Raw genomic sequence first — 18,025 nt, forward strand, 5'->3', positions numbered from 1 at the left:
TCACACGGAAACTTTCATGGACTTCGAGCCTGCGCTTCAATCTGCCACGCTGATCAAACGTTACAAACGGTTTCTCGCCGACGTGATTACGCCAGACGGCACGGAACTGACCTTACATTGCGCCAACACCGGCGCGATGACCGGTTGTGCAACACCCGGCGACACCGTCTGGTATTCCACTTCGGACAATCTCAAACGCAAATATCCGCACAGCTGGGAACTGACCGAAACCCAACAAAAACACTGGATTTGCGTGAATACGCTGCGGGCCAATCAGCTGGTACGCGAAGCGATCAATGAACAGCGAATACCGGAATTATCCGGTTACAGTAAATTAATGACCGAAGTAAAATACGGCGCCGAAAACAGCCGTATAGACTTGATGTTACAGGCAGAAAATCAACCTGACTGCTATATTGAAGTGAAATCTGTCACGTTGTTGCAGGAGGGGCTGGGATTCTTCCCCGATGCAGTCACACTGCGCGGTCAGAAGCATTTACGCGAGTTACAGTCAATGGCAGAGCAAGGGCAGCGGGCAGTACTTTTCTTCGCTGTTTTACATTCAGGTATTGAAAGCGTATCCGCTGCACACCATATTGATCCGCGTTATACCGATTTACTGAAGTATGTACAAAACAAGGGTGTTGAAGTGATGTGCTACGGTGCTGAACTTTCTGCTGAGGGTATCCGCCTCACAAAAAGAGTACCGCTGCTGACACTGTCAATCAGTGAACATAAAACGTTCGGATAACCCTGTAATACCCTGTCGGCGGCATAAAAAACCGGTCGCGAATACGCTTTTCCTCACAGGCTTGTCAAGCACCTGCGAGGAATAATTGCCAACCTCGTTGCCTTCTGTTATTTATAGCGGCCTGATTTTTTCCCCCGTTGGGGATCGAAATGTTCGAAGCCTGCACATTGCGGCCATGCCGGAATGTGAAAAGTGGATGAACATAGTGCGTGTTATGTAGGAGAAGCATCATGCAAGAAGGCCAAACCCGTAAGACGTCGTCCTTGAGCATTCTCGCTATCGCTGGGGTGCAGCCGTATCAAGAGAAGCCGGGCGAAGAGTATATGAACGACGCTCAGCTGGCTCACTTCAAAAAGATTCTTGAAGCATGGCGCAATCAGCTCAGGGATGAAGTCGATCGTACCGTTTCACACATGCAGGACGAAGCCGCAAACTTCCCTGATCCGGTTGACCGTGCCGCTCAGGAAGAAGAATTCAGCCTCGAACTGCGCAACCGTGACCGTGAACGTAAGCTGATCAAAAAGATTGAAAAAACACTGAAAAAAGTGGAAGACGAGGATTTCGGTTATTGCGATTCCTGTGGCGTTGAGATTGGCATCCGCCGTCTTGAAGCCCGTCCTACCGCTGATTTGTGTATCGACTGTAAGACTCTGGCAGAAATCCGCGAAAAGCAGATGGCTGGCTAAGTCCGGGTTCCACGCGGTGCGTCATGCACCGCGTTCCCTTTTAACGCTGTCCCCCATTCTTATGCCGCGAAAAAAATACACAGGCCGTTTCGCCCCTTCACCTTCCGGTGACCTCCATTTTGGTTCCCTGATCGCCGCTCTTGGCAGCTATCTGCATGCCCACTCGCAAAATGGCACCTGGTTAGTGCGCATCGATGATATCGATCCGCCGCGTGAGATTCCCGGCTCTGCTGACCGTATCCTGAGAACGCTGGAACGTTACGGGCTGGAATGGGAGGGTGAAGTGGTCTGGCAGTCAAAACGTCACAGCGCTTACCGCGAAGTACTGGACGGGCTGTACCATCAGCAAAAAAGTTATTACTGTAGCTGCACCCGCCAGCGTATTGCGCAGATCGGTGGCACCTATGACGGCCACTGCCGTGACCTGAAACTCAGCCCGGAAAATGCTGCCATCCGCCTGCATCAGACATTGCCGGTGTACGGTTTCGACGATGACCTTCAGGGGCATTTGCAGGCCAGCCATCAACTGGCCGAAGAAGATTTTATTATCCGCCGCCGCGACGGGCTGTTTGCCTATAATCTTGCGGTAGTGGTCGATGACCATTTTCAGGGCGTGAATCACATTGTACGCGGTGCGGATCTGATTGAACCGACCGTGCGCCAGATTTCGCTGTACCGGCATCTGGGTTATCCGCAACCGGGATATCTGCATTTGCCGCTGGCGGTGAATGAAGATGGCGATAAGCTTTCCAAGCAGAATCACGCTCCGGCGCTGCCTGCGGGCGATCCGCGACCGGTTATCATTAAAGCGCTGAAATTTTTAGGACAAACGCTGCCGGAAAACTGGCAGGATTATCCTTTGCCTTTATTATTACGCTGGGCGACAACACACTGGACGCCATCAGCGATACCGCGCCGGAACGCTAATGCGCAGCAGATGTGACTTCGGCATTCTCAAAGCGCCTGTCGTGAGCTATGATTAGCCGCTGTTTTTGCGTCACGCCCATTTTTTTCAGTCACTATCGAGGTGTACCATTTTTACCCGAGTAGCCAATTTTTGCCGTAAGGTGCTAGTTCGTGAAGATAAAGTCGTTCGTGAAGAAAAGGCTGTTCATGACGAAGCCGCGCTTCATGCAGAACCTCATCGCGAGGAGACTTCCCGTCGTGATCCGTCTCCTGTGGCTGAAGGCAATGTGAAGGCAAAAAACCCCGAACGCCGTGACAACGAGCAACGCCGTGAAAATCGCGGCCGCCGGGAAGACAACGCGAACAGAGGCGAACGCCGCAATAACAACAACCGGCGTTCTTCGTCATCTTATCCGCCTCGTGGCGAACGCAGCGATACCCGTGGTGATCGTCATAACGACCCGCGCAGCGACCGCAATGAACAGCGAGCCCCGCGTCCTTCTGCCGAACACGTACAGAAACCGCGCCCCTCATTCGATTACGCGGGTGAAACCCGTGCGATGACGATTATTCCCCGCGATGAGCACAACATTTCTCGTCGTGATATCAGCGAAAACGCCCTGAAAGTTTTATACCGTCTGAACAAGTCTGGCTTTGAAGCCTTCCTGGTTGGCGGCGGTGTGCGTGACTTATTGCTGGATAAAAAACCTAAAGATTTCGACATCACCACCAACGCTACGCCGGATCAGGTACGCAAGCTGTTCCGCAACTGCCGTCTGGTGGGGCGTCGTTTCCGTCTGGCTCATGTCATGTTTGGCCCGGAAATCATCGAAGTGGCGACCTTCCGTGGTCACCACGAACAGTATGAAGAGACTGACGATAAAAACGTCTCCCAGCAGGCCGTTAATGGCATGCTGCTACGCGACAATATTTTTGGCACCATTGAAGATGATGCCCAGCGCCGTGACTTCACCATTAACAGCCTGTATTACGGTGTTGCAGACTTCACGGTCCGCGATTACACCGGCGGCCTGCGCGACCTGGAAAATGGTATCATCCGTCTGATCGGTGATCCTGAAACCCGTTATCGCGAAGATCCGGTGCGGATGCTGCGTGCGGTACGTTTCGCGGCCAAACTGGACATGAAAATCAGCCCGGAAACGGCCGGACCGATCCCCCGTCTGGCGACGCTGCTACAGGAAATTCCGCCCGCACGTCTGTTTGAAGAATCGCTAAAGCTGTTGCAGGCCGGTTACGGCTTAGAGACGTATAAAAAGCTTTGCGAATACCAGCTCTTCCAGCCCTTGTTCCCGCTGATTGCCCGCCAGTTTACTGAGCAAGGTGACAGCCCGATGGAACATATTCTGCTCCAGGTGCTGAAAAATACCGACCACCGTCTGCATAACGATCAGCGCGTCAATCCGGCGTTCCTGTTTGCCGCAATGCTGTGGTATCCGGTGATTGAACATGCGCAGAAGCTGGCGCAGGAAGGCGGGCTGACCTACTACGACGCCTTCGCACTGGCCATGAACGATGTGCTTGATGAGCAATGCCGTACGCTGGCCATTCCGAAACGTATTACCACACTGGTGCGTGATATCTGGGCGCTGCAACTGCGCCTGTCACGCCGTCAGGGTAAACGTGCGCACAAGCTGATGGAACATCCTAAATTCCGCGCGGCGTATGATTTACTGGTACTGCGTGCGGAAGTGGAACAGCACCGCGAATTGCAGAGTCTGGCGCAATGGTGGGGTGAGTTCCAGGAAGCCACTCCGGCCTCCCAGAAGAGCATGCTCGGTACGCTGGGTGACGACGCGGCACCGGCCCGCCGTGCACGTCCGCGCCGTCCGCGTAAACGGGTTCCGCGCAAGGATGGCGGTCAGTGATCCGCGTTTACCTGGCTCTGGGCAGTAATCTTGCCCGTCCGCTTGACCAGGTAAACTGCGCGCTGGAGGCGCTGGCACATCTGCCGCGCACCCGCTTTGTGGCTGCATCCCCGTTTTACCGCAGTAAACCACTGGGGCCGCAAGATCAGCCTGATTATCTGAATGCTGTGGTGGCGCTTGACACGCTGCTGCCGCCGGAACAGTTGCTCGATTGCACACAAGGGATCGAGCAAAATCAGGGACGCGTTCGTAAGGCTGAACGCTGGGGGCCACGTACGTTAGATCTTGATATGCTGTTGTATGGCGATCAGGTGATCAACACAGAACGATTAACGGTGCCGCATTACGACATGAAAAACCGCGAATTCATGCTGTACCCGCTGGCCGATCTGGCACCGGAACTGGTATTCCCTGACGGCGAGACCTTGCACAGTCTGCTCGCACGCGTGCCGCTTAACGGCCTGACGCGGTGGTAATTCCTTCAGTGACTGACCCGCACTTCCAGTCCGCCTTCTGCTTTATTGTGATATACAACGTTCAGATGATGTAACTGCGCGATCCTTTGTATGATCGAAATTCCCAATCCGCTGCCAGTCTGTTCCTGTCCCGGTGGCCGGTAAAAACGTTCCCCCAGCCGCGACAGGTGTTCGGTACTGATGCCCGGCCCCTGATCCTCTACCGTGAATCCCCGCGTATCGAGCCGCACCGTGACGCAGGTCCCGGCGGCAGAATAACGAATGGCATTATCCAGCAGATTACGCACCATCAGCGAAAGCAGCAGTGACTGACCACGCATAACAGGTGCCGTCCCCTGCTCCTCAAACCGTAATTCAATGCCTTTACTGTGCGCGCGGTAATCCTGCTCTGCCAGACTTTGTGCGATCAGCATCGGCCAGTCGATGGGCTCCAGCTCTTCAGGTGCGGAAAAGCTTTCCAGCCGGGAAAGCGTCAGCAACTGATCCACCAGCCGCGTGGCGCGATCGATACTGGTAATCAGGTTTTCCAGCGCATGTTCACGCATCCGGGCATCATCGCCGGAAAGCTGTACAACTTCCGTTTGCACACGTAAGGCCGCCAGCGGACTGCGCAGCTCATGAGCGGCATCAGACGTAAACCGCCGTTCGCGCACCAGCATTTGACGGGTGCGGTCAAACAGGGAATTGAGCGCATTTGCCAGCGGCAGAACCTCACCGGGTAACTGATGCGTCCCGATAGGTGTGGCATCTTCCGGTGAGCGCTGCCGCAGACCTTCCGCGACCCGTCGCAGCGGCCGCAGCTCCAGCGTCACCATAATTATCAGCGCCAGCAATAACACAGGTAAAGAGGCCAGCCAGGGCGTCAGCTGGCCGCTCACCAGACTCCACGCCATATCATTGCGATAATCCTGCTCCTGCCCGACAGCCACGCGATATTGCCCGTCCGGCGAGGTCAGCCAGACCATACGCCAGGCATCGCTGTTCCCTCTGAGTTCAACATCATTAAACCCCTGCGTGTCACCGTCAAAACGGATGTGTTTGCCATTCTCACCATCATTGAGCAACATTTGCCCGTGACGATTGAAGATAGCAAATGTCAGCGCGTCATCATCGGTATGGCCCCGTGAGCCTTTGCGTACCATTTTTTTGGTGTCCGGCAGCTCAGTGTCTTTTTGCCGATTAAGGCGGTCGCCTAAGCCGGTGGCTGCCAGACGTTTGGCAAACAGCATCTGCTGGGTATCGAAAACTTCATTGATATGTTTGCGGGTCTGATGCCACGCCACGCCGCTGGCAATCAGCCAGGTCAGCAGTGCCAGCATGGAAAAAAGCAGAATAAGGCGCAGTCGCAGACTGAGATTCTGCAACTTTTTCAGTTTATCCAGCCGCCTCACGCCTCCCCTCCCTCACCCGGTTTTACCTCATCGCCGAGCGTGTATCCCACACCATGCACGGTGCGAATAAAACCTTTGCCGAGTTTGCTGCGCAGATGGTGAATATGCACTTCCACTGCGTTGCTGCTGACCTCGTCATCCCAGTTGTAAAGCTTTTCCTGGATAAGTGTACGTGCCAGTACACGGCCTTTGTTGTTAAGGAACAATTCCAGCACGGCCACCTCACGCGGCGTCAGCGTTACGGTTTCTCCGTTGAGCTTCACACTGCGGGCTGCGGGATCAAATTCCACCGCGCCATGGGTGACCTTCGGCGTTATTACGCCGTGGCGACGGCGGATCAGCGCCTGTAACCGGGCTGCGACCTCCACCAGCGCAAATGGCTTACACAGATAATCATCAGCACCGGCCTGCAATCCGCTGACGCGCTCTTCCAGCGCATCACGCGCAGTGAGGATCAGCACTGGCGTATCCCGGCCAGCCTTTCGCCACTCGCGCAAAAGCTGCATACCGTCCATACCCGGCAGGCTTAAATCAAGGATCACGGCATCGTAAGGCGCACTGTCGAGCGCAGCCCTGCCGGTCAGCCCGTCGGTAAACCAGTCGAGCGTAAAACCCAGTTTCGCCAGCCCGGCTTTGATGCCGTCGCCGATCATTTTGTCGTCTTCAACTAACAGAATTCGCATGGTTCCCTCCGTTTTTGCCATTATAGCCGGTGCTTCTTAATCACTTCTTAAGGCACCGGTCAACCGGCTATCTGCCGAACTTGCTGTCTGACTTTCGGCTCATACAGTAGAATACCGGCATCATATTTATCCGATGAATTATTCAAAGGAACGTGTTCATGAAACCAACCACGCTGAGCCAACTTCGCCAATGGAAGCAGGAAAAACATAAATTTGCGACCATTACTGCGTATGACGCCAGTTTCGCACAGCTGTTTGCTGAACAGGGCATCTCTGTCATGCTGATCGGCGACTCGCTGGGTATGGTCGTTCAGGGCCAGGATTCCACGCTGCCGGTCACCGTAGAAGACATTGCTTATCACACCCGCTGCGTACGTCGTGGTGCACCTCATGCGTTATTACTGGCTGACCTGCCATTCATGAGTTATGCCACGCCGGAACAGGCCTTTGAGAGCGCAGCAGTGCTGATGCGCGCGGGCGGTAACATGGTTAAACTGGAAGGTGGCAGCTGGCTGTGTGATACGGTCAGAATGCTGACCGAACGCGCCGTGCCTGTCTGTGGGCATCTGGGGCTGACGCCACAATCGGTCAATATTTTTGGCGGCTATAAAGTACAGGGGCGCGATGAAGTGGCTGCGAACCAGCTGATCAAAGATGCGATGATGCTGGAAGAAGCCGGTGCGCAGTTGCTGGTACTCGAATGTGTGCCGGTTGACCTGGCGCGGCGCGTCACCGAAGAACTGAGCATCCCGGTGATCGGCATTGGTGCGGGTAATGTGACCGACGGACAGATTCTGGTGATGCATGACGCCTTCGGTATCACCGGTGGTCACACACCGAAATTCGCCAAAGATTTCCTCAGCGAAGCGGGCGATATTCGTGGCGCGGTACGTTTGTATGTCGACCAGGTCACGCAGGGCGTGTATCCGGGTGAAGAACATTCCTTTAAATAATCGGGAGAAGGCTGGTGTTGATAATTGACAGCGTGGCGCTGCTGCGTCGCGAAATCCGCGAGTTCCGCAAGAATAATAAACGTATCGCGCTGGTGCCGACTATGGGCAATCTGCACGAAGGTCACATGACGCTGGTGGAAGAAGCCAAAGCCCGTGGTGATGTGGTCGTGGTCAGTATTTTCGTCAACCCGATGCAGTTTGAGCGTCCGGATGACCTTGAACGTTATCCGCGAACCTTGCAGGAAGACTGCGAAAAGCTCAATAAACGCGGCGTGGATCTGGTATTTGCACCGTCACCGGCGGAAGTGTATCCGAAAGGGCTGGCAAGGCAGACCCAGGTCGACGTGCCGGTGATCTCCACCATTCTGGAAGGCGCGAGCCGTCCGGGGCATTTCCGTGGCGTTTCAACCATCGTCAGCAAACTGTTTAATCTGGTGCAGCCGCAGGTGGCTTGTTTCGGACAGAAAGACTTCCAGCAACTGGCGCTGCTGCGCACCATGGCGGAAGACATGGGCTACGATATTGAGATAGTGGGCGTGCCGATTGTGCGCGCTAAAGACGGTCTGGCTCTGAGTTCACGCAATGGCTACCTGACCAATGAGGAACGTAAAATCGCGCCCCAGCTGTTTAAAATTATGAACATGCTGGCGGAACGGCTGAGCCAGGGTGAACGCCATACTGATGAAATGTTACAGGAAACCGCGCAGCAGCTTCGCGAAGCGGGTTTCACGCCGGATGAACTGTTTATCCGTGATGCGAAAACCTTGCAGGAGTTATCTGTCGACAGCACCTCTGCCGTGATCCTGATGGCGGCCTGGCTCGGTAAAGCGCGACTGATTGATAACCAGGAGGTTGATCTGACGCAGTAGACAGCGCAGGTCAAATCGGCAACTATGTTGGCCGCCGGATGCCCCGGACTGTGAGTCCGTCTGCACGGCGGATCCCCAGACTCTTTACGCACGAAGGTACACACGCAATGGTACGTACAATGCTGCAAGGCAAACTGCACCGGGTTCACGTAACCCAGGCTGATTTGCATTACGAAGGTTCCTGCGCCATCGATCAGGATTTTCTCGATGCCTCAGGCATTCTGGAATATGAAGCGATTGATATTTATAACGTTGATAACGGTCAGCGTTTCTCGACATACGCCATCGCGGCAGAGCGCGGTTCACGGATTATTTCGGTCAACGGCGCGGCAGCGCGTTGTGCCTGTGTCGGCGATCTGCTGATCATCTGTTCTTACGTGCAGATGTCAGATGAACAGGCCCGCCAGCACCAGCCGAAAGTGGCCTATTTCGAAGGTGAAAACCAGCTGAAACGCACCGCCAAAGCCGTGCCGGTTCAGCTGGCCTGATAAAACGCCTTTCCCTTGAAAGAGGGGAAGGACGGGAGGGGGTTTAGCAGACAACTTCAGATTCAGATATGGTCATTAATACCCCACCCCAACCCTCCCCTTCACCGGGGAGGGAGCACAGAAAAATCAGCTACGTAAACCTCTGCCGCGTTCGATCAAGTACCACGCCAGCAAGTAAAACACCGCAATAAATGCCACCAGCACGCTCATGGTAAACACCAATGGCACATCAGAAATCCCCAGGAAACCGTAGCGGAATCCGCTGATCATATAAACGATCGGGTTCAGCTTGGAAATCGCCTGCCAGATGGGTGGCAGCAGGGAAAGCGAGTAGAACACGCCCCCCAGATAGGTCAGCGGCGTCAACACAAAGGTCGGGATCAGGCTGATATCGTCAAACGTTGTCGCAAACACGGCGTTCAGCAAACCACCCAGTGAGAACAGGATTGCAGTCAGCAATAATGTCAGTGCGATGATCCACCAGGAGTGGATCACCAGCGGGACGAAGAACAGCGAGATCGCCGTCACCAGGATCCCCACGCAGATCCCACGCGCCACGCCGCCGCCCACATAACCGGCAATCACCACGTGCGTTGGCACCGGTGCCACCAGCAATTCTTCAATATTGCGCTGGAATTTGGCGCTGAAGAATGACGAGGCCACGTTGGCATAGGAGTTAGTGATCACCGCCATCATGATAAGCCCCGGCACGATAAACTGCATGTAAGTGAAACCATGCATGTTGCCAATCTGTGAGCCGATCAGATTACCAAAGATGATGAAATATAAGGTCATCGTGATGACCGGTGGAACCAGCGTTTGGATCCAGATGCGACCAAAGCGGTTGATCTCTTTCATCCAGATACTTTTCAGTGCCACCCAATACAATTGCGACATTATTTCTTTTCCTCGCTGCCGTTCACCAGCGTGACAAACAGCTCTTCCAGACGGTTCGCCTTGTTACGCATACTCAATACCTGCACGCCCTGCTTGCTTAGCTGGCTGAACAGGGCGTTCAGTCCCTGCTCACGCATGACTTCCACTTCCAGTGTTGACGTGTCTGTCAGTTTACTGCGATACCCTTCCAGCACCGGCAGCGGGCTTTTCGACCCTAAATCCAGAATGAAGGTTTCGGATTTCAGCTTCGAGAGCAGTTCCTTCATGCTGGTGTTTTCCACCAGCTGACCGCCCTGAATTATGCCGATATTACGGCACAACATTTCCGCTTCTTCCAGATAGTGCGTGGTCAGAATAATGGTCGTGCCCTGTGCGTTCAGCTCTTTCAGGAAGCCCCACATTGAGCGACGCAACTCAATATCCACACCCGCCGTTGGCTCATCGAGGATCAAAAGTTTAGGCTCGTGCATCAGCGCACGGGCGATCATCAGACGGCGTTTCATCCCGCCGGACAACATGCGCGAACGCTCATTGCGTTTGCCCCAGAGATCCAGCTGCGTCAGGTATTTTTCTGCACGCTCAAGCGCCAGCGGACGCGGCACGCCGTAATAACCGGCCTGATTGACCACCACCTGCATGACCGTTTCAAACGGGTTGAAGTTAAATTCCTGCGGCACCAGCCCGAGCTGACGCTTAGCGTTAACGATATCTTTATCGATGTCATAGCCAAACACCTGCACTTTGCCGGCAGTCTTGTTGACCAGTGAACTGATGATACCAATGGTGGTGGATTTACCCGCACCGTTCGGCCCAAGCAGGGCATAAAAATCGCCAGCTTCGACGCGCAGATCGATTCCACGCAAAGCCTGTACACCACCGGCGTAAGTTTTGGTTAACTTTTCCAGTTCCAATGCATAATTCATAAAGGGAGCGTACCTTCTTGTGAAAACCCTGTTGTAAGAATGAGTAAATGGAGATGCCGAATCAGCTTGAAAAGTCGGGGCATTGCCCTATATTACCCCATCGCAGTTAGCTCGCTACAGGCTATTAACCTCCATGAACGACATAGAAAGACTTATCGCTAATAACGCAGCCTGGTCCAAAACCATGATCGACGAAGATCCTGGTTTCTTTGAGCGGCTCTCCGAATCGCAAAAACCCCGTTTTCTGTGGATTGGCTGTTCTGACAGCCGCGTCCCCGCCGAGCGCCTGACCGGCCTTGAACCGGGTGAACTGTTCGTTCACCGCAACGTCGCCAATCTGGTCATACATACTGACCTTAACTGCCTGTCCGTTGTGCAATATGCTATCGACGTGCTGGAAGTTGAACACGTGATTATCTGCGGTCACTACGGCTGTGGCGGTGTACAGGCGGCGGTTGAAAACCCTGAACTGGGTTTGATTAATAACTGGCTGTTGCATATCCGGGACATCTGGTACAAACATAGCTCACTGCTGGGCGAACTGTCGCCGGAAAAGCGACTCGATAAGTTATGCGAGCTGAACGTGGTTGAGCAGGTTTACAACCTCGGCCACTCCACCGTAATGCAATCAGCCTGGAAACGTGGCCAGAAAGTCACGCTGCACGGCTGGGTTTACGGCATTCAGGACGGACGTCTGCGCAACCTCCAGGTAGACGCCACCAGCCGCGAAACGCTGGAACAGCGCTACCGTCAGGGCGTCTCCGCCCTGCTCAACGGCGACCCGCAATAACAAGCCGCCCTACTCTACAGAAATTCAAAAAACAAAAGGCACAAAAATGTGCCTTTTTTATCATTTATTTTTCCTGTACTTTCAACGTGATCACGATAAATCAATGAGTTATATGCGGCGTAAGCAGCTACAAACCCTATAAAGATGCTCAGGTGTGGACACTATGTGAACACTCCAGCCCCGCTTTACCGTTGTTGCCTTAACGCCCTTCGCCAATCTCAAAGACTTAAATTTTGTAATAGCCAGGCTATCAATTTGGAAAGAACACGGGTCATCCATCAGGTTGCAGATGAATTCCAGTTTGGCTTTGTCGAGCTTGCCGTGTTTCACGTTCTGCCCGTGACAGAGCCACCACAGTTCTATCAGCTCGGACAGACACTGCCGCCGTGAGGGCGATTGTGGCGCGTATACGGGAAGAAACACCGAAGGTGAGTAAGTTACAGCGAAGTTTTGACCCAACAAAAGCCCGGGATGTTGCTCCATCGGCAAGACTGACTGCTGAGGAACGGGCGCGATTGCCTGAAATTGAGCGAGAATTGATGAAATGCAAAATCGCTGCTGCGCGCTGGGAGTTGGAGGCATTAAGCCGCGGGGCTACGTTGAAAATAGGTGATACAGAATTACATTTCGGAATAGTTGAGGATTGGCCGGAGTTTAGCTAAAAGAAACGCCCTGGTGGGCGTTGTATTCTAATTGCTGAGTATCTTAGTCTGATGATCTTAAATGTCGCCGGATATAAATGCGACAAAGCAGAATTACCAGAATAGATACTAAGCCTGAGATAATTAGTGAGGCATCGACATAAAGGTCTAGCGTTCCCTCTATGTCATGTACTCCCCAAAATTGAGCGAAACCTTCTATCTGTTCACCTGTAACATAGCTGTCAATCACTTGGGTAAAGATGATCATAAGTATGCAGAACGCCACAAGGTAGCCCAATGCGGCAAAAAAATACTTAATCCACTTCATCCGAGTGTAACCCTGATCGTACCGTGTGCCTTGAGCGAAGACCCAAGTACACCGATCATTGAGGTACCCAGCAATGCAGTCCGAAGATAATCAAAATCGGATTGTGATGTCATGGTAATACAGCCCTCACTGAGTCCCTGTGGTCCGATTGGATGAAGCCGGAAACTTCCACGTTTAACTCCCTCCATAAAAGTTTCATCGTTTATCTTTCCGTCATCGCGATAGAGCCCAAACCATGTTTCTCTGTCAGTGCCGTAACCATATTTAAGGACAGCATTTCGTATGCCGCCTAAGCGCCCCCCAGATACGCGACTGACAATAAAGTAACGCCCTGTAGGAAGTTGTCCCAGATCAGCGATATTAGTTAATGTCGGGTTATTTCGACCCACTAACTGGCCTGAGAAGGCAGGGAAATTGCCGACACCAGCACAACTCAGAATTGATGTTTCCATCCCATTTAATACATAGCTACAGGTGACAGCCATTTAAGCGGTCACTCTCTCATTCCAGGCGTCGGCAAAAATTACGTTGCCGTCACAATATTTCCATGTGATTTTTTCATAGCGAAGCTCAACACTTTCGTTGTGATTATGTTTCTCGAAGGCTGGGTTTTTGATGTGGTGCATTGTTGGGCAGATTGATACAATTTTAACGCCTTCGAGATACATGTTGAAGTACTCAACTTCCTGTCCTGCATCGTTGATTTTGTACCATTTAAACTCGGCTGATTGGAGGGTTTGGCCGGTGGCGGTTGCTTTGTAGAGATAAGGGCTAGAGCTGTCGAATTCTTTCTCAAAACCTAATGCCGCATGTATACGCGTGCCGGTGATCTTGCCTGTAGCCCCGTCAGTTGGAAGATGCAGAGAGTGTCCAAAACCTTGAATCTCAATTGAACCTTCACGCCCATTCACATCGACAGAACCTTTGATATCTGCCCCGCCGTCATCCTTCAACCATAAATACGCTGGTATAGCTATTGTTAATAACTCCTTATGTTTTGTACGGAAAACATATACCCAAAAAACCACTTGAACAATATGGACTTTTACCGCAAGGCAGGGTTTTTCCATTTTGCAGGCGAAGTATTCAGATGGCAGATAATTGCCATACATAACATTCAGAAATATATGGAAATCGTATCAGAAAAAACTTAATCAACAGGGAGCAGGTCATCATGAATGATCTGATCCTGATTGCGGCCAAAAGTCCAATTTATTCAACAAAGCCAGGAATGGTGCTAAAAGCTTGTATCCAGCCATAGGAATAATTGAAAAATTGAATACATAAGGAATTATTAGTAATGAGATGTATTATTTAGATTAATTTCGTAAAAAAAGCTTCAAATAAACTCTGTTCTTAAGGTTTTTCTAAGGTTATTCATGCACAGTTAGCATCATGAGTAATACGGACTCTCATAATTGACGTTAAAATTTCATGGGAAGCTAAAATTTCGACATATTTATAAAAAAACCTTTATCAATGATAATTATTTTTAAATTTCATATCTTTTTAATACATTGACAATTCTAAGGACTTATTATCTGCATGAGATTAAAATTTCGAGAGTGTAAATGGAAGAGTTTTTAATAAAAGCAAATCGTTTTCTTTATAGAAACCCTGAAAATGTAATTATAAATTCATTAACAGGGGGTGATATGAAAATCATTGAGTATAATGATGGTGGCTATACCTATAGAAATTACTTTACGGAGGGGAGGAGTATTTACGGGCAAGTAATCATTTCATTTAAAAAATTCCCCATATGGGTTATGCAGTATCAAGGTGGTGCAACCAATGATAGAATTGATGAAAGAACCATTCGCAAAATGAAAGTTTTATCAATGAAAAATCAAGGGCTTGCAGATGAACTCTATCCTATCAGAGGGCCCCGAGAAAATGAATCTTCGGGTTTCGTTTATTCCAATACTCTTTTTGGTTCTATCCAAAAATTCCAGGGGCAAGAAACAATACAATTTAATGATGAAACATATTACAATTTAATTTTATCAGGAGGAATGTTAGTATAATCGCCCCCCATCAATAAGGTTAGGCTATATTACTTCTGACAACAATCTGGCGTCTTACGGGGGAAATAAATATTCAAAGGAACAGTTACTGGATATGCCATAGCGTAACTGCCTAATCGAGGCTCACTGGATGAGCCAATGTCCGAGCTTTTAGCATATCTTCACCGGCTCGAATACACTATTCTTCCTCGCTTGCTACAGCCACCACACCCATATTTAAACGAGTATTTTTTCTGATTCTGTGTTGACTTCAGAAATGGATGAATTCTATTTTTTACTTTGATGAAGTTCCACTCTGTTGCTCGGCTCGTTCCTGTGTGAAAAAGCAGACTACCCGCCCTTTTTTAAAACCTTCATATGAGGCAAAAGTATCCTAAGAGAAAAAGTGAGCGGCTTTGTTGAATAAATCAGATTTAGATAACAAATCCCCTGTCAGCCACTTCCTAAAACAATCGGTACACTTTCTGGCATACCCACACGCGTCACTTTTGTTCAATACAGGATCATGGAAGTAGGCGCTGAGATGGTCATGTGTAAGTATCCCTGCAATCCGCGCCATTCTCTTTTAGAGATGTTCCGGCATACTGATTATGTTCCCTGAGGAGGCCACCATACGTAAAATTCGCTTCACCGGGTATCAGACCATCTCCATTCTGAAATCTGTAAAAGCCGGGCGCACCGTCAAAGACATCTGCAGCAAGGCCATATTTCGCCTTCACGTTATTACAGCCGGAAGGCGAAATATGGCGGGATGCATCGGTGATCCAGGTGCTGACAGAGATGGCCGAACGTTATCCGCGCTACGGCTTTAAGAAGCTTTGCCAGGTGCTTCACAGGCAGGGGCATGTCTGGAAATACAAACGCATACACCGGATTTACTGTCTGCTGAAACTGATGCGCGTCTCTCCGGTACTGTACAAACCTGTAGATGTCTGACTCTACGCCCCGCATTTGCACCACTTGTATCTGTCAGAAAAACTCATCATAAATAAAACCCTGAGTAATTATTACAAAACAAAAATTTCATAAAGCGCCTTCACTAGGAAACCTCTTAGTTACAATTTATATTTAAAAACTCTTTATCATGTTAGAACAAGGGTTATATCTAAAATTTTAAAATAAGAAAAATCTTAGCCAGAAAAGTCATCACCAAAAACGAACAAAACCCTTACATATTCACTTAAGGTTGGTAAAAAATCCCCTTGCAAATTTCAAAAGAAGTTATGTAAAGTACAATTGAATTAAAGAGTAGCAATTAGAATAATTAAAATAAAATAATATTTAGCAATAATTCATACACAGCAAAAGTTAGTTCGAGAGGTTTACGTGAAAAGCAATCCTATTGATGAGCATGCCATATGCGGGTTTTGTGAGAGTAAATTAGAGAAAAACAGTACCCTATGTCCTTATTGTGGTGCTGAAATAATCATGGCCTATATTGACAGACCTACGAGGAAATTAATTCTATATTTGCGAATCATCCTGATTTCTCTTTCCGCTCTTTTAGTTCTGTTACTCTACCAAATCTATAATCTTGTTAATCTCTCTGTCATTTTAGCGATACCTTTATTTTTACTCGCCTGGGTTATACCATGGTTATTTTTCAGAATAAAAAATAGGGATAATTTCATTTGGAGGAAAAAGAACCCTCTGATTTAGTTTAAAATATTTTTTGTAATGTAAGTGAATTCCAACCCTGGGTTTATGGAGGGTACTGCATGCAGTACCCGCAAGGATGTTTTACATTGAAGGAGAATGTCGATATGGTCAATGCATGGTTACTGAAATAAAAACCATTTAATTTAATTGATTAATATCCTAACTTAAGTCCAAGAATAGGAGGTTTTTCGCGTAGTTTTTACGCCATTATCTGCACACTAACTATGCCGTCGCCCTTTCATCCCAGGCATCTGCGTATTGGATATTACCATCCACATACTTCCAGGTGATTTTCTCATAACGGAATTCTGCGATTTCCATATGATTAAATCTTTCTTTCGCGGGATCTTTGATATCAAACATCACGGGCATCAGGTTAACGACTCTCACGTTTTCCAGCAGAATAGTAAAATATACCACCTCTTGCCCTGCATCGTTGATTCGATAATATTTCAGTTCCACACGCGTCAGCGTTTGCCCCGTAGAAAGCGCTTTGTAGAGATAGGGGGAAGATGAATCGATTTCTTTTTCTATCAGGAATGGAAGGTGCTGGCAGGTTCCGGTGAACTTACCGTTAGGGTTATCGGTTGGTATATGTACACTGTGATGCAGTCCTAACACTTCCACACTGTATTCACGGCCTCGAATGTCAACGCCACCCTTAATAATATTGCCGCCATCATCATACAAAAACATATAAACAGGAATGCCCATATTAATTGTCATCTATAAATCCATTTGATTGTCCGATAGTATTTACAATAGTATCGATACACGCTTTGCTGTTCGGAACCTTATAAAGAGCCTGAATTGCATCAACGACATATTGGTTAAATTCCGGTTCTTTGATGCTATAAAAGGGTAAAGCACATACATTATCGGTACTGAAGGGTAAAGCCCCACCTTTAAGAAGGGAGAGCACCCTGATTTTTTATCTGATGAGTTAACTGCATGGAAGTTTTTTGCATCGTGGCGGCTACCGAAAATGAAAACATTAATAAAAAAGACAGTAAAATTTTCATCATCTGACCACCAGAATCGTGTCATCGCTATTCATGTTTTGTTCACGATTACTTACGCCATCAATGATGATGCAACCATTCGATGCATTGCGTCCGCCTCCCCTTGAACCGCCATGGATTCTGAACAGGTCTCGCCCATATGTATTAGTCCCCAAAATAGGTTCCAATATGATGGTGACAGGCGTAACGGTATTATGTGCTCCAGTTATACGATAATAACCTTTTGGGATTGGACCCTGACTGCTCACAGACTCCATAGCTGGATTATTTATCCCTGCACTATGTCCGCTATAGCCATGCCTAAAAAGTTGTCCGTTATGGCTCAACTCCCCGGTACTTTGATTATATTCCCATGTCATGATATCCATCCTTGTTTGGTTAATCATGGTGATTTTTTTGAGACTTTATGAAACAATCATAGATATCATGAATATAAACTATCGGCATGACCCATAAAATCGTCTCATGCATCATTCATATTGATGTCGTTAATCTTCCAGAAGATTATCATTTATTTATAATTTCATCTCTGACAAACATCTTTTCATTATTCGTTCCATTAAAAACCAGAGCTTATACAAAACTATAATGATGTATGTGATCATTAAAAATAACTTATACTTAAACCCTATGGATTTCAATTTTATGT

20 protein-coding genes and 1 pseudogene are annotated in these 18,025 nt (G+C 49.3%); 13 read left to right on the top strand and 8 right to left on the bottom strand.

From position 1 onward, the window contains the following. Positions 1-16: 16 nt before the first annotated feature. From sfsA to folK, 5 genes are all read left to right on the top strand, one after another. On the top strand, positions 17-751 hold the full coding sequence (gene sfsA / locus ETV65_RS12370) for a DNA/RNA nuclease SfsA (protein WP_129953136.1): 735 nt from the start codon (positions 17-19) through the stop codon (positions 749-751). A gap of 230 nt (positions 752-981) precedes the next feature. After that, positions 982-1,437 carry an RNA polymerase-binding protein DksA gene (gene dksA / locus ETV65_RS12380; RefSeq protein ID WP_013576943.1) on the top strand — a complete coding sequence of 152 codons (456 nt, stop codon included), beginning with the start codon at positions 982-984 and terminating at the stop codon, positions 1,435-1,437. 61 nt (positions 1,438-1,498) lie between these two features. Continuing rightward, positions 1,499-2,380 carry a tRNA glutamyl-Q(34) synthetase GluQRS gene (gene gluQRS, locus ETV65_RS12385; RefSeq protein WP_129953137.1) on the top strand — a complete coding sequence of 294 codons (882 nt, stop codon included), beginning with the start codon at positions 1,499-1,501 and terminating at the stop codon, positions 2,378-2,380. A gap of 523 nt (positions 2,381-2,903) precedes the next feature. Beyond that, positions 2,904-4,229, top strand: coding sequence for a polynucleotide adenylyltransferase PcnB (pcnB, locus tag ETV65_RS12390; protein ID WP_205951588.1), 1,326 nt, complete (start codon positions 2,904-2,906; stop codon positions 4,227-4,229). After that, positions 4,226-4,705, top strand: coding sequence for a 2-amino-4-hydroxy-6-hydroxymethyldihydropteridine diphosphokinase (gene folK, locus ETV65_RS12395; protein WP_129953139.1), 480 nt, complete (start codon positions 4,226-4,228; stop codon positions 4,703-4,705). The genes pcnB and folK overlap by 4 nt, the downstream gene beginning before the upstream one ends. Before the next feature lie 5 nt (positions 4,706-4,710). Here folK and qseC read toward each other — a convergent pair whose 3' ends face one another. Both qseC and qseB read right to left on the bottom strand, forming a co-directional pair. After that, positions 4,711-6,069: a quorum sensing histidine kinase QseC gene (qseC, locus tag ETV65_RS12400; RefSeq protein WP_205951589.1), complete on the bottom strand. Its 1,359-nt coding sequence runs from the start codon at positions 6,067-6,069 to the stop codon at positions 4,711-4,713. 23 nt (positions 6,070-6,092) lie between these two features. Beyond that, on the bottom strand, positions 6,093-6,779 hold the full coding sequence (gene qseB, locus ETV65_RS12405; protein ID WP_129953141.1) for a quorum sensing response regulator transcription factor QseB: 687 nt from the start codon (positions 6,777-6,779) through the stop codon (positions 6,093-6,095). A 158-nt stretch (positions 6,780-6,937) separates the two neighbouring features. On the opposite strand from qseB, the gene panB reads away from it, so the two are divergent. From panB to panD, 3 genes are all read left to right on the top strand, one after another. Beyond that, positions 6,938-7,732: a 3-methyl-2-oxobutanoate hydroxymethyltransferase gene (gene panB / locus ETV65_RS12410; protein ID WP_129953142.1), complete on the top strand. Its 795-nt coding sequence runs from the start codon at positions 6,938-6,940 to the stop codon at positions 7,730-7,732. A gap of 14 nt (positions 7,733-7,746) precedes the next feature. After that, positions 7,747-8,601, top strand: coding sequence for a pantoate--beta-alanine ligase (panC, locus tag ETV65_RS12415; RefSeq protein ID WP_129953143.1), 855 nt, complete (start codon positions 7,747-7,749; stop codon positions 8,599-8,601). A gap of 107 nt (positions 8,602-8,708) precedes the next feature. Beyond that, complete coding sequence (panD, locus tag ETV65_RS12420; RefSeq protein ID WP_129953144.1) at positions 8,709-9,089, top strand: aspartate 1-decarboxylase; 381 nt, start codon at positions 8,709-8,711, stop codon at positions 9,087-9,089. Positions 9,090-9,215: 126 nt separating this feature from the next. On the opposite strand, the gene ETV65_RS12425 is transcribed toward panD, so the two are convergent. Together ETV65_RS12425 and ETV65_RS12430 are read right to left on the bottom strand one after the other, a co-directional pair. Further along, entirely contained in the window at positions 9,216-9,986 is a 771-nt protein-coding gene (locus ETV65_RS12425) for an ABC transporter permease (RefSeq protein ID WP_129953145.1), read from the bottom strand. After that, a complete protein-coding gene (locus ETV65_RS12430) occupies positions 9,986-10,909 on the bottom strand; it encodes an ABC transporter ATP-binding protein (RefSeq protein WP_129953146.1) in 924 nt (307 codons plus the stop codon). The genes ETV65_RS12425 and ETV65_RS12430 overlap by 1 nt, the downstream gene beginning before the upstream one ends. Positions 10,910-11,042: 133 nt before the next feature. Here ETV65_RS12430 and can point away from each other — a divergent pair, with 133 nt between their 5' ends. The 3 genes from can to ETV65_RS12440 all read left to right on the top strand — a co-directional run bounded on the left by can (position 11,043) and on the right by ETV65_RS12440 (position 12,361). Then, positions 11,043-11,699 carry a carbonate dehydratase gene (gene can, locus ETV65_RS12435; RefSeq protein ID WP_129953147.1) on the top strand — a complete coding sequence of 219 codons (657 nt, stop codon included), beginning with the start codon at positions 11,043-11,045 and terminating at the stop codon, positions 11,697-11,699. 255 nt (positions 11,700-11,954) lie between these two features. Beyond that, a complete protein-coding gene (locus ETV65_RS25320; protein WP_268838475.1) occupies positions 11,955-12,089 on the top strand; it encodes a hypothetical protein in 135 nt (44 codons plus the stop codon). A 38-nt stretch (positions 12,090-12,127) separates the two neighbouring features. After that, a complete protein-coding gene (locus ETV65_RS12440) occupies positions 12,128-12,361 on the top strand; it encodes a hypothetical protein (protein WP_240782832.1) in 234 nt (77 codons plus the stop codon). Positions 12,362-12,664: 303 nt separating this feature from the next. Here ETV65_RS12440 and ETV65_RS12445 read toward each other — a convergent pair whose 3' ends face one another. Both ETV65_RS12445 and ETV65_RS12450 read right to left on the bottom strand, forming a co-directional pair. Beyond that, positions 12,665-13,153 (bottom strand): DUF2778 domain-containing protein, encoded by a 489-nt coding sequence (locus ETV65_RS12445; RefSeq protein WP_129953148.1) that lies wholly within the window; start codon positions 13,151-13,153, stop codon positions 12,665-12,667. Continuing rightward, entirely contained in the window at positions 13,154-13,645 is a 492-nt protein-coding gene (locus ETV65_RS12450) for an Hcp family type VI secretion system effector (protein WP_047607110.1), read from the bottom strand. A gap of 594 nt (positions 13,646-14,239) precedes the next feature. On the opposite strand from ETV65_RS12450, the gene ETV65_RS12455 reads away from it, so the two are divergent. Further along, positions 14,240-14,695, top strand: coding sequence for a DUF5680 domain-containing protein (locus ETV65_RS12455; RefSeq protein ID WP_129953149.1), 456 nt, complete (start codon positions 14,240-14,242; stop codon positions 14,693-14,695). A gap of 611 nt (positions 14,696-15,306) precedes the next feature. Then, a pseudogene (locus ETV65_RS12460) lies at positions 15,307-15,589 on the top strand (transposase); the annotation flags it as partial. 987 nt (positions 15,590-16,576) lie between these two features. Here ETV65_RS12460 and tssD read toward each other — a convergent pair. Both tssD and ETV65_RS12480 read right to left on the bottom strand, forming a co-directional pair. Then, positions 16,577-17,068, bottom strand: a complete 492-nt coding sequence (tssD, locus tag ETV65_RS12470; protein WP_129953329.1) for a type VI secretion system tube protein TssD — start codon at positions 17,066-17,068, stop codon at positions 16,577-16,579. Positions 17,069-17,375: 307 nt separating this feature from the next. Beyond that, positions 17,376-17,735 carry a tlde1 domain-containing protein gene (locus ETV65_RS12480; protein WP_129953151.1) on the bottom strand — a complete coding sequence of 120 codons (360 nt, stop codon included), beginning with the start codon at positions 17,733-17,735 and terminating at the stop codon, positions 17,376-17,378. Between the last annotated feature and the right edge of the window lie 290 nt (positions 17,736-18,025).

The sequence above is a fragment of the Rahnella sp. RFA10(1/100) genome (assembly GCF_004195115.1).
Lineage (GTDB): Bacteria > Pseudomonadota > Gammaproteobacteria > Enterobacterales > Enterobacteriaceae > Rahnella > Rahnella perminowiae.